This window comes from Castellaniella caeni NBRC 101664, assembly GCF_001592225.1.
Lineage (GTDB): Bacteria > Pseudomonadota > Gammaproteobacteria > Burkholderiales > Burkholderiaceae_B > Castellaniella > Castellaniella caeni.
The window spans coordinates 45,012-58,445 of record NZ_BCWN01000017.1; the positions used below are offsets into that span (position 1 = coordinate 45,012).

General features: G+C 67.5%; 12 protein-coding genes. 8 read left to right on the forward strand and 4 right to left on the reverse strand.

What is annotated here, in order from left to right; translation table 11 throughout:
- The first annotated feature begins 18 nt into the window (after positions 1 to 18).
- A complete protein-coding gene (locus CCA01S_RS11135) occupies positions 19 to 1,572 on the forward strand; it encodes a GGDEF domain-containing protein (protein ID WP_066458384.1) in 1,554 nt (517 codons plus the stop codon).
- Between the two features lie 75 nt (positions 1,573 to 1,647).
- On the opposite strand, the gene CCA01S_RS15855 is transcribed toward CCA01S_RS11135, so the two are convergent.
- Both CCA01S_RS15855 and CCA01S_RS11145 read right to left on the reverse strand, forming a co-directional pair.
- Positions 1,648 to 3,750 carry a 5-oxoprolinase subunit B/C family protein gene (locus CCA01S_RS15855; RefSeq protein ID WP_198149989.1) on the reverse strand — a complete coding sequence of 701 codons (2,103 nt, stop codon included), beginning with the start codon at positions 3,748 to 3,750 and terminating at the stop codon, positions 1,648 to 1,650.
- Positions 3,750 to 4,514: a LamB/YcsF family protein gene (locus CCA01S_RS11145; RefSeq protein ID WP_084386701.1), complete on the reverse strand. Its 765-nt coding sequence runs from the start codon at positions 4,512 to 4,514 to the stop codon at positions 3,750 to 3,752. Before CCA01S_RS11145 ends, CCA01S_RS15855 begins: the two co-directional genes overlap by 1 nt.
- A 341-nt stretch (positions 4,515 to 4,855) precedes the next feature.
- On the opposite strand from CCA01S_RS11145, the gene CCA01S_RS11150 reads away from it, so the two are divergent.
- From CCA01S_RS11150 to CCA01S_RS11165, 4 genes are read left to right on the forward strand one after another with little or no spacing between them, the layout of a single operon-like run.
- On the forward strand, positions 4,856 to 5,398 hold the full coding sequence (locus CCA01S_RS11150) for a cupredoxin domain-containing protein (protein WP_066458387.1): 543 nt from the start codon (positions 4,856 to 4,858) through the stop codon (positions 5,396 to 5,398).
- A 4-nt stretch (positions 5,399 to 5,402) separates the two neighbouring features.
- Entirely contained in the window at positions 5,403 to 6,866 is a 1,464-nt protein-coding gene (locus CCA01S_RS11155; RefSeq protein ID WP_066458391.1) for a cbb3-type cytochrome c oxidase subunit I, read from the forward strand.
- Between the two features lie 11 nt (positions 6,867 to 6,877).
- A complete protein-coding gene (locus tag CCA01S_RS11160; RefSeq protein WP_066458393.1) occupies positions 6,878 to 7,504 on the forward strand; it encodes an SCO family protein in 627 nt (208 codons plus the stop codon).
- Positions 7,470 to 8,183, forward strand: coding sequence for a hypothetical protein (locus CCA01S_RS11165; RefSeq protein ID WP_198149991.1), 714 nt, complete (start codon positions 7,470 to 7,472; stop codon positions 8,181 to 8,183). The genes CCA01S_RS11160 and CCA01S_RS11165 overlap by 35 nt, the downstream gene beginning before the upstream one ends.
- Here the strand turns inward: CCA01S_RS11165 and CCA01S_RS11170 are convergent.
- Positions 8,128 to 8,832, reverse strand: a complete 705-nt coding sequence (locus CCA01S_RS11170) for a Crp/Fnr family transcriptional regulator (protein WP_146030635.1) — start codon at positions 8,830 to 8,832, stop codon at positions 8,128 to 8,130. The genes CCA01S_RS11165 and CCA01S_RS11170 overlap by 56 nt on opposite strands.
- 294 nt (positions 8,833 to 9,126) lie before the next feature.
- Here CCA01S_RS11170 and CCA01S_RS11175 point away from each other — a divergent pair, with 294 nt between their 5' ends.
- A complete protein-coding gene (locus CCA01S_RS11175; protein WP_066458402.1) occupies positions 9,127 to 10,296 on the forward strand; it encodes a p-hydroxyphenylacetate 3-hydroxylase oxygenase component in 1,170 nt (389 codons plus the stop codon).
- A gap of 10 nt (positions 10,297 to 10,306) precedes the next feature.
- Positions 10,307 to 10,951 carry a flavin reductase family protein gene (locus CCA01S_RS11180; RefSeq protein WP_066458404.1) on the forward strand — a complete coding sequence of 215 codons (645 nt, stop codon included), beginning with the start codon at positions 10,307 to 10,309 and terminating at the stop codon, positions 10,949 to 10,951.
- Here the strand turns inward: CCA01S_RS11180 and hpaA are convergent.
- On the reverse strand, positions 10,929 to 11,834 hold the full coding sequence (hpaA, locus tag CCA01S_RS11185) for a 4-hydroxyphenylacetate catabolism regulatory protein HpaA (RefSeq protein WP_198149993.1): 906 nt from the start codon (positions 11,832 to 11,834) through the stop codon (positions 10,929 to 10,931). The two genes, CCA01S_RS11180 and hpaA, sit on opposite strands and share 23 nt — an antisense overlap.
- Before the next feature lie 301 nt (positions 11,835 to 12,135).
- On the opposite strand from hpaA, the gene CCA01S_RS11190 reads away from it, so the two are divergent.
- Positions 12,136 to 13,419 carry a methyl-accepting chemotaxis protein gene (locus tag CCA01S_RS11190; protein ID WP_066458407.1) on the forward strand — a complete coding sequence of 428 codons (1,284 nt, stop codon included), beginning with the start codon at positions 12,136 to 12,138 and terminating at the stop codon, positions 13,417 to 13,419.
- The last annotated feature ends 15 nt before the right edge of the window (positions 13,420 to 13,434 follow it).

Consider the following 13,434-nt stretch of genomic DNA (forward strand, 5'->3'; position numbering starts at 1 on the left):
TTCAAGCCGACATCCAACATGAGCCTCGAACACCTGAGCCCCTGGCGCAAATCCGCCCTGGTGCTGACCCTCGTGTCCGGCATCCTGATGATTCTAGGCGGCATGCTGGCCTACCGCATCATGCAGCAGCGCCACGTGCAGGAAATCGAACGCGAAATGCAGCTGATCAACAAGCTGCAGTCGCAAAATGTCTACACTTGGCGCCATGCCCGCCTCACTGAGGCCGACCTGCTCACCGGCGCGCCCCTGTTCGGCGAGGCCATCGCCAACTGGCTGCACGCGCGCGCGGCGCTGGACACCGAGGCCAACAGCTGGCGCGCGCCCATTCTCAGCCAGCTGCGCCAGCTCACTGAACAAGCCAACTACGACGCCGTCTACCTGCTGGACACGTCGGGGCGCGTGCTGCTGAGCCCCGGCAGCCCCCGGCAGCGGGCCCTGCCGCCGCAAGAGCAACTGGCGCTCGAACAGGCCCTGAGCCAGGCGCGCGCGGCCACCGTCGAGCCGCACCGCGACCCCAGCTTCGCCTTTCCCTATTTCAGCCTGGTCGCGCCCATCTACCTGAACGACGAACCGATCGCCGCCGTCTGGATGGTGATGGACGTGCGCAAGTCGCTGTTCCCGCTGGTTGATCAGTGGCCGTCGGCCAGCCGCACGGCGGAATCCGCCATCGTCACGCGTGACGGCTCGGGGGTGCGCCTGCTCAGTCCGCTGCACGACCAGCCCGAGGCCGCCCTGCGCTTTCGTATTTCAAGCGCCCACCAGCAAGACCCCATGGTGCTGGCCGCCAGCGGCATGCGCGGCCTGTTCGAGGGCACGGACTACCGCGACCAGGCGGTGATCGCCGTGGCCTCGCCGGTGCCGGGCTCGCCCTGGTATCTCGTCTCGAAGATCGACAAGGCCGAAGCGCTGCACAGCCGCACCCGCGACGCCTGGATGATTCTGCTGCCGGTACTGGCCGGCCTGCTCTGCATCTGGCTGGCCCTAGCCTACGTCCAGCACCTGGCCTGGCGCCAGGAACGCCTGCTCAAAGAACTGCTCGAAAGGCAGGTGCGCCACGACCCGCTCACGCAGCTGGCCAACCGCGTGGCGCTGAACGAGCGCTTCGAGCTGAACTGGCATCAGGCGCTGCGCAAGCGCCAGCCCCTGTCGGTACTGATGATCGATGTGGATCACTTCAAGGAATACAACGACCACTTCGGCCACGTATCGGGCGACCACTGTCTCAAGCGCATCGCCGACATCCTGGCGGCGGCGACGCGCCGCGCCACCGACCTGGCGGCCCGCTACGGCGGCGAAGAGTTCGTCATCCTGCTGCCGGACACCACCGCCGAGCGCGCCTGGCAGCTGGCGCGGCAGCTGTGCCAGGCCGTGCACGAAGCGGAGATCCCGCACCCGCTGTCGCGGCACGACCAGCGGGTCACCATCAGCATCGGCCTGAGCACTTTCGTGGCCGACCATGCCACGGCGGGCAGCAGCTTCACGAAAGTCCGCAAGGCCATGCTCGAACAGGCCGACGCCGCGCTCTACGAGGCCAAGCGGGCCGGGCGCAACCAGGTGGCCATGGCGCCCTGAGGCGCGCCACGCCCCGGCGGTTTCGCCTTCCGCAGGCAAGACGCCCGCAGGTGCGCCGTTTCGCGGACGCGACACCTACGCACACACGTGAAAGCGCAGGAAGGCCCCGACCGGCACCTGGGCCAGGCGGTCGATATCGCGGCTACGCACCACGGCAATGACGGGATAGCCGCCCGTCAGGGGGTGATCGGCCAGAAACAGCACGGGCTGGCCGTCGGTCGGCACCTGAATCGCCCCGGCGACCGCGCCCTCGCTGGGCAGCTCTTGATCGTTCGAGCGCCGCAACGGCCGCGCCCCCGCCAGGCGCATCCCCACCCGGTTGGATTGTGGCGTCACCCGCCACGCCTGGGCCGCCAGCAACGCCAGGGCCTCCGGGGCAAACCAGTCGTCCCGTGGCCCGGGGATGACCTCGACGGTCACCACGTCACCCGGCTGCGGCAGCGGCGCCGTGCGCTGCGGTTGTCGCTGCGCCCATCCAAGGGACTGTGTCTGTGCCTGCACACAATGATTGTCGGACGTCCGGCCTTCCCTCTGCCCATCCGCCGTGAGGCCGGGCGCAGCGGGCGGACAGAGCGGCGCACCGCTGGCCGCAGTGCTGTCAACGACAACACCGGCTGGTGTATCGCTGCGGGCATCGCCGCTTGAGCCGCTGCCAGGCGACGCATCGGGTGCGCCGATTTCGAGCCGGTCGCCGGGGCGCACAGGGGCGGGCCCGATGCCCGCCAGCACGTCCGTGGCGCAGCTGCCCAGCACGGGCGGGACGGCCCAGCCGCCGCGCACCGCGACGTAGCAACGCACCCCGGCGCGGGGCGCACCGATGCGCAGCACTTGCCCGTCTTCCAGGCGCAAGGCGTGTCCGGCGGCCGCGGGCAGTCGCACGCCCGACGCGGTGGTGAGAAATACCGGTGCCTGTGCCCCCGTGACGGCCACCACGGCCCGCCCATGGCACGACAGCCGCAAGCCGCCCAGGGCGTTCTCCAGCACCGCCAGCCCCGGTGGATTGCCCACCAGCTGGTTGGCCTGCCGCGCCGCCGCGCGATCGAGCGCCCCGGAACGAGAAACCCCCAGCCCCGCCAGCCCGGGCCGCCCCAGATCCTGAAACAAGGTCTGAGCGCCCGCGCGCAACACCTCCAGGCAAGCAGCCCCCCGCCCCGCCGTGTTCCGTGCTGCCGCGCTCGGCGCCGCAGCCCCCTGCTCTACCGCACTCTGCTCTACCGCATCCCGTCCTGCCGCATCCCGTCCTGCCGCATCCTGCTCCGCCATCGCCCGCCCTGCGGTCAAAGTACCGCGGGCGCCGGGTTGCGCGAGGCGGCGCTCGACAGCGCCGGACGCGGGCAGGCTGACGCGGACAGCGGGATCGTCCAGGTCGATGAACCGCACCTGGAAGCCCGGCTGGATGAGGGCGGGCTCGGCGCGGTGCAAGTCCCACATCCGCACGGGCGTCACCCCCAGCAGCTGCCAGCCGCCAGGGCTTTCCGAGGGATACACGGCGCTGAACCCGCCGGCAAGCGCCACCGACCCTGCGGGCACCCGGGTGCGTGGACTGGGTCGGCGCGGCACACCCCCAAAGCATGGATCGCCCCCGGCCAGATAGACAAAGCCCGGCGCAAACCCGGCAAAGGCGGCCTGATACACGCTACCGGTGTGCCGTTCGACGACTTCGCGCCGTGTCAGCCCCAGCCAGTCGGCAACGGCATCGAGGTCTTCGCCGACGTAATGGACGGGGATTTCGACCAGACGGCCAGATGTCGGCTGTGGTTGTGGTTGTACTGGCGTAGAGGTCGGCTCGGGCACCTGTGCCAGGCATCGGTGCAGCCATGCGCACACGACAGGCCGCGCGATTTGATCGGGGCGGAAGCGCACCAGCAAGGTGCGCGCCGCAGGAATGAGATCGGTCACCCCCGGAGGCCGACTGTCGCGGGCCACCGGAAACAGCGCCAGAATCTGATCGAGCGACCGCCATTCGAGCAGCACGGCGGCGTCTCCACAAGACAGCAAACGAGGCGCCGCGTCCCCAGGCGAGCCACAGGACAAGCCCAGCGAGGCCAGCAACGCCGACGAGCCGCCAGCCGGGTCTGGCGAAGTGCCAGGCGCTGCCGACAGCGTGGACGAACCGTCCGTCGCACTTGGCGAGGCCGACGAAGCACCGGAACCGGACGGGCCAGAGGGGGCGGCCATCAGGCCTCCAGGGCTGCGGCAAAGGGCCGCAGCGCGACGCCGGCGGCATCCAGCCGGGCGCGCACGGCGCGCGCCATCGCCACGGCGCCGGGGCTGTCGCCATGCACGCAGATGGAATCCGCCTGCACGCGGATCGGCGTGCCGTCGATGGCGGGCAGCGTCCCGGTGCGCACCCAGTCGAGCATGCGCGCCGCCACGTGGTCGGGATCGTGCAGCACGGCGCCGGGCGCGTGCCGGGGCACCAGCCCGCCATCGGGCCGGTAGGCCCGGTCGGCAAACGCCTCGGCCACGGCCCGCAGGCCACGCTGCCGCGCCCAATCGAGCACTGGCGCCCCCGCCAAGCCCACGAACGTCAGCCGGGGATCGAGGCTGAGGATGGCCGTGAGGACGTCGTCGGCCTGGCGCGCATCCCGCGCGATGGTGTTGTACAGCGCGCCATGCGGCTTGACGTAGCGCACCTGGGTGCCCGCCGCCGCAGCCAGGCCCTGCAAGGCACCAATCTGGTAGATGACGTCGGCCACCAGCTCGGCGCTGGAGGGCGCCATGGCCCGGCGGCCAAACCCGGCGAGGTCGCGGTAGCCGACATGCGCGCCCACCGCCACCCCGCGGGCCGCCGCCGCCCGCAGCGTACGCAATATGCCCGCCGGGTCTCCGGCATGAAAGCCGCAGGCCACGTTGGCGCTGGTGACAACCGCCAGCATGCTGGCATCGTCGCCCATCGTCCAGGCGCCGAAGCTTTCCCCGAGATCGCTGTTCAAGTCCACGTTGGATTCCCGCTGATTGATGCTGATTGATACACGGGGCGCAATGCCCCCATCCCCTATTCTGCCCGGATCGCCGGGCCATGACCATGCCCGCCACGGCCTGTCGCAGGCCCCGCCAGCCTGAACCTGGGTTCAATCAATTTCTGAACGGCGTCCATACAATTGATAACAAATCCAAGTCTGCCGGGCCGCCTTTCTTGCGCGGCGCACGCGAACAGACGATAGCCGGAGACACCCCTCCTCCCCCCATCGCCGCCCCGTCATCCACCCGATGCTTCGGCTCGCACACGGTCGCCCGTCCGGCTTGGCCAAGCTTCCTGTGTAGAAACGAGAGGATCATCGTGACCGTTCAAAACGTAGTCTGGCCATTGGCGCTGCTGGGCATTGCCGCCGTGGCGCTGATTTTCATCTTCGTCATCAGCCAGGCCGGCAAACCGGCCAGCGTCGAAGAAACCCGGCAAGCGGCGCACACGGCGCACGTCATCCAGGCCCGCTTTTTCGCCGTCCTGGTCGTGGGCTTTGCCGTCGGCACCTGGCTCACCCTGCGCCACTTTCCCATCCCCCAGCAGCACCAGCCCCTGCACGCCGACCAGGCCATCGATGTCGAAGGCTTCATGTGGGGATGGAACATCCAGCCCACCACGGTGCGGGCCGGCCAGACGGTCGAATTCCGCGTCACCAGCAAGGACGTCAACCACGACTTCGCCATCTACGGCCCGGACGGCAACGTCGTGGCGCAGACGCAGGCCATGCCCGGCTTCACCAACAAGCTGCTCTACACCTTCCAGCAGGCGGGCGTCTACACGGTGCAGTGCCTCGAATATTGCGGCGTGGGGCATGGCGTCATGAGAACCACGATCACCGTTGCCGCCGCAGGAGACTGACACCATGGCCACCCTCACAATGTATCCCGCAGACGAAGCCCTCGCCCCGCGCGCGCGCCTGGGCTTCAACCTGTACATGATCACCTCGATCATCGCCATTTTGCTGTTCATGCTGCTGGGGCTGACCATGCGCCTGAACGAAGCGCAGTGGATCAGCATCCCGCCCACCCTGTTCTACGAACTGCTCTCCATGCACGGCACCGGCATGGTGGGGATCACCTCGCTCGCCACCACCGCCGTCATGTGGTATTTCCTGCGCAAGTACGTCACCCTGCACCTGTGGGTCTTCATCGCCAACTACGTGCTGTTTCTGGCGGGTGCCGTCTGCATCGTGCTGGCCATCTTCGTCGGCGGCTACGGCGCGCTCTGGACATTCCTGTACCCGCTGCCCGCCAAGGGCATGGGCCTGTGGTCCAGCGGGGCTTCCGAACTCTACGTATTCGGCTACATCCTCATCGGTTTTGGCTCGCTGCTGTTCTACTTGGACGCTACAGCGGGCATCGTGCGCCGCTATGGCGGCCTGGGCAAGGCCATGGGCTGGCAGTGGCTCTTTGGCGGCACCGTCGATCCGGATCATCCCAAAGCCGTCATCGCCAGCGCCGGGGTCATCATCGCCAACTCGCTGGGCATCATCGCCGGTGAAGTGGCGCTGTTCATGACGCTGGTCAACCTGTTCTACCCGGACATCGTGCTCAATGCCCTGCTGGCCAAGAACCTGATCTATTGGTTCGGCCATATGTACGCCAACGCCACCATCTACATGGGCGTCATCGCCGTCTACGAACTGCTGCCGCGCTACACCGGCAAGCCCTACGTCGTCTCGCGTCCCTTCATCTGGGCCTGGCTGGCCACGGCCCTCTACGTCATCGTCGTCTTCCCGCACCACCTGTTCATGGACTTCGCCCAGCCGCGCTGGGTGGCCGTCATGGGGCAGGTGGCCTCGTGGGTGGGCGGGTTTCCGGTGTTCGTCATCACCGTCTACGGCGCGCTGGTCAACCTGTACCGCTCGCACATCCGCTGGACGATGCCCTCGATGCTGCTCATTCTGGCCATGTTCGGCTGGGCCGCGGGGGTCGTGCCCGCCATCATGGACGGCACCATCCGCGTCAACGCCGTGATGCACAACACGCTCTGGGTGCCTGGCCACTTCCACTTCTACATGCTGATCGGCATGCTGCCCATGGTGCTCGCGCTGATGTATCACGAGATCGGCCGCCTGGGGCAAGCCCCGGTGAAATCGGCCGCTGACCAGGTGGGCTTCCCGCTCTTTTTCATCGGCGCCCTGATCTTCGTGCTGGCCTTCCTGTACGGCGGGCAATCAGGCGTGGCCCGACGCATGGCCGAACACTGGGCCGCCTGGACGGCCAGCGACGGCGTGGGCGCCCTGGGCGCCAGCCTGGTGGTGCTGGCCGTGATCTACTTCGCGGGCCGTATCACGCTGGGCCTGCTCAGGAAACCGGCGGCCTGACGCCCGACACCATGCCCGCCCTACGCACCTGCGCAGCCAGCCTGGCGATCCTCGCCGCGGGCACGGGTCTGTTTGCCGCAACCACGCACGGCTTTCACGTCTACACCAGTGAAGGGGCGCTGCGCCTGAGCGTACAGCAGGCCCCCCGCCCGCTGCCCGACGTCACGCTGCAGGCGGCTGACTGGCGTCGGCTCAGGCTGGCGGACTTCCACGGCACATGGCTGGTGGTCGGCTTCATGTACACGCGCTGCACGACCGTCTGCTCGATCCAGGGCAGCGGATTTGCCCAACTGCACGCCGCGTTGCGGCACGCCATCGGTGCGCACCAGGTCCGTTTGCTGAGCATCAGCTTCGACCCGCGACACGACGCGCCCGCCGCGCTGATGCGCTACCGGCAACGCTACGACGCCCCCGGCGCAGGCTGGCTTGCCGCCAGGCCCCGCAACGAGGCCGATCTGCGCGCGCTGCTGACGACGTTCGGTGTCCGGGCCATCCCCGACGGCCTGGGGGGCTACGAGCACAATGCCGCCTTCAACATCATCGACCCGCAGGGTCGGCTGCTTGCCATCCTCGACTGGGACGACCCCCAGGCCGCGGCACGCTATGTCCTGGCGCAGCTGCCCGCCGCGCGGCGCTGAGGGCGCCGTGCGCCCCGCCACGCACACCATGCGCTCCGCTGCCGCACACGGCGCGCGGCCGCAGGCCGCCAACCGACGTACGCTCCGCCTGCTGGCGGGGCTCGCCGTCTGGCTGAGCCTGGGCCTGCCCGCCACCCGCCACTGGCTCGAAGCCGACATGAGCCTGCACATGCTGGTGCAGCTGCCCCTGCTGGCCTGGACGGGCTGGCAGCTGGGCCGGGCCTTGCCCGCGCCCCTGGCCCGGCGGTTGGCCCCCTGGAACCTCCAGGGCATCAGCGGCCTGCTGCTGGCCAGCCTGGTGATGGCCTTCTGGATGCTGCCCATCGCGCTCGACGCCGCCACCGAAGCGCCGTCTACCGCCCTGGCAAAGTTTCTCAGCCTGCCCCTGCTGCTGGGCCTGCCTTGCGCGCTCAGCTGGCCGCTGGCGGGCTTCATCACACGAGGCGTGTTTCTGGTGGAACTGATCGCCACCCTGTTTCGCAGCGGCTGGCTGTATCTGGCCTCGCCCGTGCGGCTGTGCACCAGCTATCTGCTGGACGCGCAGCAAAGCACGGGCGCAGGGCTGCTCGTGGCTGGCGGCCTGGTGCTGGCGCTGCTCGTACTGCGGCTGCTGGTCGGCCCGCTCAGGAAGACTGCAGATTCTGATAAGCGCGCAGACCCGGCTCATCGAGGATCGTGATGTCGCGCCCCTGCACGGCAATGAGTTCGCGTTCCACGAGATCGTGCAAAATGCGCGAAAAATGCTGCGGGGTGAGGTTGAGCCGGGAGGCCACGACCCCCTTCGAGGTTGCCAGCCGGAACGCCGTCCCCCGCTGCGCCTGCGCTTCGCGCAGCAAATAGCCGATCAGGCGCTGGTGCCCTGTGTGCACGGTATACGCGCTGACGTCGCCCATGAGCATGTAGTAATGCTGCGCCAGGCTGTGCACCAGCTGCCGGGCCAGCGCCGCGCTGGCGGCCATCTGGTCGAGCAGCACGCTGCCCGGAACGTACAGCAGATCGGCGTCGCTCAGGGCTTCCGCCGAGACGACATAGGGGCGCCCGAGCACCGCCAGCGCCTCGCCGAAGCTGTCGCCCGCGCCCACGATGCGCATCACGCGTTCGAGCCCCGAGGCCGACTCGCAGCACAGCTTGACGCGCCCTTCGATCACCAGATGCACGCCTTCGCAGGGCTCGCCGCGGCGCACGATCACGGCATCGCGTCGGACGCGCAGGCGGCGCGCGCGCTGCGCCACCTGCTGCAGGACGGGCAGCGGCACGCCGCCAAAATAAGGCAGTCTCAGGAGCAGATCCTGGGTGGATTCGGGAGGGCTGGAATGATCGTGGGACATGGTGACCAAGGGCTCTTGAAGAAAACGGCACGCACTCGGCCTGGCGCTTCACATCTTATCCGCCAGGCGCGCCAAAACCGCCATAGACAGCACTTGCAAGAGGGTGTCGGCGGCAAGCGGCGACACGCGGCGACAGCAGACGGCTGTGCGGCGCGGCCAGCGCCCGAAACCTGGTACTTACCCGTACTGTCAGAAAAGTCCTGTCTTTTGCACGGAAAGTGCATTTTTCTATATCACTAACATATTTATGATTTCTCCAGTCACACCAAAATTCATGACCCAGGAGACATCGACATGACCACCGCCAACCCCATGCTGGAACGCATTCAGTCCATCCTGCCCGACATTGCCGCGCGCGCCAACCAGGCCGAACAAGAACGCCGGGTGCCCGCGGAAAACATCGCCCTGCTGAAAAATACCGGCCTGCACCGCGCCTTCCAGCCCAAGGCCTACGGCGGCCTCGAGATGTCGCTGCCGGACTTCGCCGAATGCATCGTCGCCCTGGCGGGCGCCTGCGGCGGCACCGCCTGGGCCTTCAGCCTGCTGTGCACCCACAGCCACCAGCTGTCGATGTTCTCCAAGCAGCTGCAAGACGAACTCTGGGGCACGGACCCGGACGCCACCGCCAGCAGCAGCATCGCCCCCTTTGGCCGGACGGAAGAGGTCGAGGGCGGCATTCTGCTCAGCGGCGAAATGGGCTGGAGCAGCGGCTGCGACCACGCCGACTGGGCCATCCTGGGCTTCAACCGTGTCAACGAAGCGGGCGAAAAGATCTACAGCTTCGCCGTACTGCCCAAAAGCGACTACACCATCCGCGACGACTGGTACGCCATGGGCATGCGCGGCAGCGGCTCCAAGACCCTGGTGATCGACAAGGCCTTCGTGCCCGAGCACCGCATCCAGGCCGCCAAGCCCATGATGGAGGGTACGTCGGCGGGCTTTGGCCTGTACCCCGACAGCGACATCTACTACACCCCCTACCGGCCCTATTTCGCCTGCGGCTTTTCCGCCATCAGCCTGGGCGTGGCCGAGCGCATGCTGACGGCCTTCCAGGAAAAAACCAAGAACCGCGTGCGCGCCTACACCGGCGCCAGTGTGGGCACGGCCACACCGGCCCTGATGCGGCTGGCCGAATCCACCCACCAAGTGGCGGCAGCGCGTGCCTTCCTGGAGAAGACCTGGGAAGATCACCGGGTACACGGCCGGGAAAAACGCTACCCCAGTCCCCGCACGCTCACCTACTGGCGCACGAACCAGGCCTATGCCGTGAAGATGTGCGTCGAGGCCGTGCGCCGCCTGTTCGAAGCCGCCGGGGCGGGCGCCTGGTTCGACGGCAACGAGATGCAGCGCCTGTTTCGCGACAGCAACATGACCGCCGCCCACGCCTACACCGACTACGACGTCTGCGCACAGATTCTGGGGCGCGAGCTGATGGGTCTGGCCCCCGACCCCTCGATGATCTAAGGAGAGCGCCATGACCACCGCCATCGCCGCCAGCACCACCGATACGCGCACGCTGCGCCGCGCCCTGGGCAACTTCGCCACCGGGATCACCGTCATCACGGCCCAGCACGAGGGCGTGCGTGCGGGGGTCACGGCCAACAGCTTCAGCTCGGTCTCGCTCGACCCGCCGCTGGTGCTCTGGTGCCTGGACAAGCGCTCGGGCAGCGCCCGCTTGTTTCAGCAGGCCAGCCACTTCGCCATCAACATCCTCGCCGTGGATCAGATCGGCCTGTCAAAACGTTTTGCCGGCGGGCAGGAAGACCGTTTCGCCGAGCTGGCCCTGCAGGAAGGCCTGGGCGGCTGCCTGCTGCTGGAACACACCAGCGCCAGCTTCCAGTGCGCCCGCCACCAGATTCTGGATGGCGGCGACCACTGGATTCTGCTGGGCCGCGTCGAGGTCTTCGAGGATCATGGCCGCGCGCCGCTGGTCTACCACCAGGGCGCGTATTCCCTGGTGCAGCCGCATCCCGCGCCCAGCAGCCCCAGCCAGTACCCGGCCAAGCACATGGCGGCCCGACGGCGCGAAGACCCGCGCCGACCCGGCGCCCAGCAGCCCCGGCAGAGGCAGGCTCTCAAAGAAGCCCTGTCCAGCCTCATGGCGACGGCCAGAACCTGACGTCCTCGGCCATCTGCACGCGACACTGGCTAGGGGTCAGTTTCGCGTGCCGCTGAAAGAACCGGCTGAAGTAGGCCGGGTCGTCGAAGCCCAGCACGTAGGCGATCTGGCTCACGGGTTCCTGGGTGTAGAGCAGCAGGCGGCGGGCTTCCTGGATCAGACGCTCATCGATCAGCTGCTTGGGTGTCTTGCCCGCCAGCTGGCGGCAGGCATCATTCAGGCGCCGCTCGGTGACCCCCAGTTCGGTCGCATAGCGCGGGATGGCCCAATGTGCATGAAAATGACTCTCCAGCAAGCTGCTGAAGCGCTGAAACAAAGGCAGCTCTTCGCGGCTGGCCGTGGGCACGTCCACGGCCTGGTGCATCAGGCGCAGCAGGCTGATGAAGATCAGCTGGCTGAGCAGCAGCAGGCCCTGCCCGCGCCCCGGACGCTGGCCTTTGAACTCGACGCGCAGCTGGCCGAACAGGGCATCCATGCGCGCGGCCTCGTCGGCGATCTCGCCGTGCAGACCAGCCAGCCCCAGGCACATGGGCAACAAGGCCGCCGCCTCGCCCGCCAGCGCGGCATCCTGGCCGAGCATGGGCCAGATGCACTGCTTGCGCACCGTCAGCACGTGGCCGTCAGCGTCGTCTTCGGTGACGAAGGCATGCAGAAACGCGGGCGGCGTCATGAACACCATAGGGCCGTCGAGACGGTACAGGCGGTCTTCGAGCTGCACGCGCACCGGCCCTTCGAGCACGTAGTGCACCTGGAAAAAATCGTGATGCTGGTGCAAGGCCATGCTGCGGCCCAGCTGGCTGGCGATGGTGCCCAGCGCCTCGTAGTGCAGATCGGCGTGGGCGAAACCCGGGCCGCCCAGGTGCGCCAGATCGAGATCGGGCATGGCCTGGCGGTGCGTCCTGGCAGGAGGTCTAGTCGGCGGGGTCATGGTTTTCAACAACGCGTTTCCAGGCAAGGGATGACGCACCGTACCGGCTCGCGTCCCCTTGCCAGGGCTGACACACTACATCATCTCACGTCAATACCGACTAAACGCATCACTTTATTGATCTATAGCAATGAAATCACAGGAAACGCACCGAAATCCGGCAATCTAAGGGTTTGCCCTGCTGTTCAGGAAATTTTCTTCCGATACGATCTACCTGAACTAACTCACTAATAAGTTAGCTAAAAAGGGAGCCACCATGTTCAGATACGTCAACAAGCAGCAGCAGGCCACTTTGCAGCAGCTGGATGCCCAGGCGCTGCAAGTGACCGTCGGCAACGCCAGCATGATGTCTTCCTTCACCAACGTGGTAACCGCCTCGCGGGAACAGGCCGTCGTCCTGCAAACCCTGCTGGGCCAGGTGGACGAACTCGCCCACAGCGTGCAGGCCGTCGACCAGTCGGCGCAGGACACGCGCACCGAGGTGCAAAGCATGCATGCGCTCTCGGCGCAAAGCCATCGCCTCGTGCACGAAACCTCCGGGCGCATCGCGTCCCTGGGCGAATCCGCCGATGGGCTTGGTCAGCGCTTCGAGGAAGTCCGGCAGCACGCCGAGGCCATCGAGACAGTGCTGCGGCTGATCCGCGAGGTCGCCATGCAAACCAATTTGTTGTCCCTGAACGCCGCCGTCGAAGCCGTGCGCGCCGGCGAGCACGGCAAGGGCTTCGGGGTCGTCGCCGAAGAAGTCAGAAAACTGGCCGCCAAGGCGGACGACGCCACCGACCAGATCCACCGGATGATCGCCGGGATCACCAGCAGCACGCAGGCCGCCGGCGACTTCCTCACGCGCGTCATCGACGACATCCAGACGGGGATCCGCAGCTCGCAGCAGGCCGAAACCATGCTGGCCGACATCCACCAGCATTCGCAGCGCACGCTCGACGCCGCCAACCAGATGGCCGACGCGGCGCAGACCCAGACGCGCCTGAGCGGCGACATCGTCCACGAGGTCGATCAGCTCTCGGGCATCACGCAGCGCGCCATCGAATGGGTCGGCAAGAGCAACGCCAACATCCGCGACATCCAGGGCGTGATCGGCGACTTCAAACACAAGACCATGGCCCTGCAACCGCGGCAGCGCACGCTCGACGTACTGCTCACCTGCGCCGAGGAAATGCGGGCCTGCAACATCCTCATCAAGAACGCCGAATCCTTCCAGCAGATCGCACCGGTCGTCACGCGCATCCGGCAGATCGACCAGATCATCGACGACGCCTGGCAGCGCCACACGGCGCGGCACCCAGGCGCGGCAGGTCAGCAGGCGTTCGAGCAGGCGCTGGCCGCGTACCGGACGACCCGGGCGCGCATTCTGTCGGCTGCGCAACACGAGCAGTTCGACCAGGTGCGCAGCCTGATTTCCGCGCAGGGGCGTCCCGCGTACGAACGCATCAAAGCCACGCTCGACATGCTGTCCAGCCAGCCGCCGGCCCGGTCGTTTCCTCTTCATTTTCCGGCCTTGCCACGGCACAAGGCCAGCGGCTGACACGCCGCCAGCACG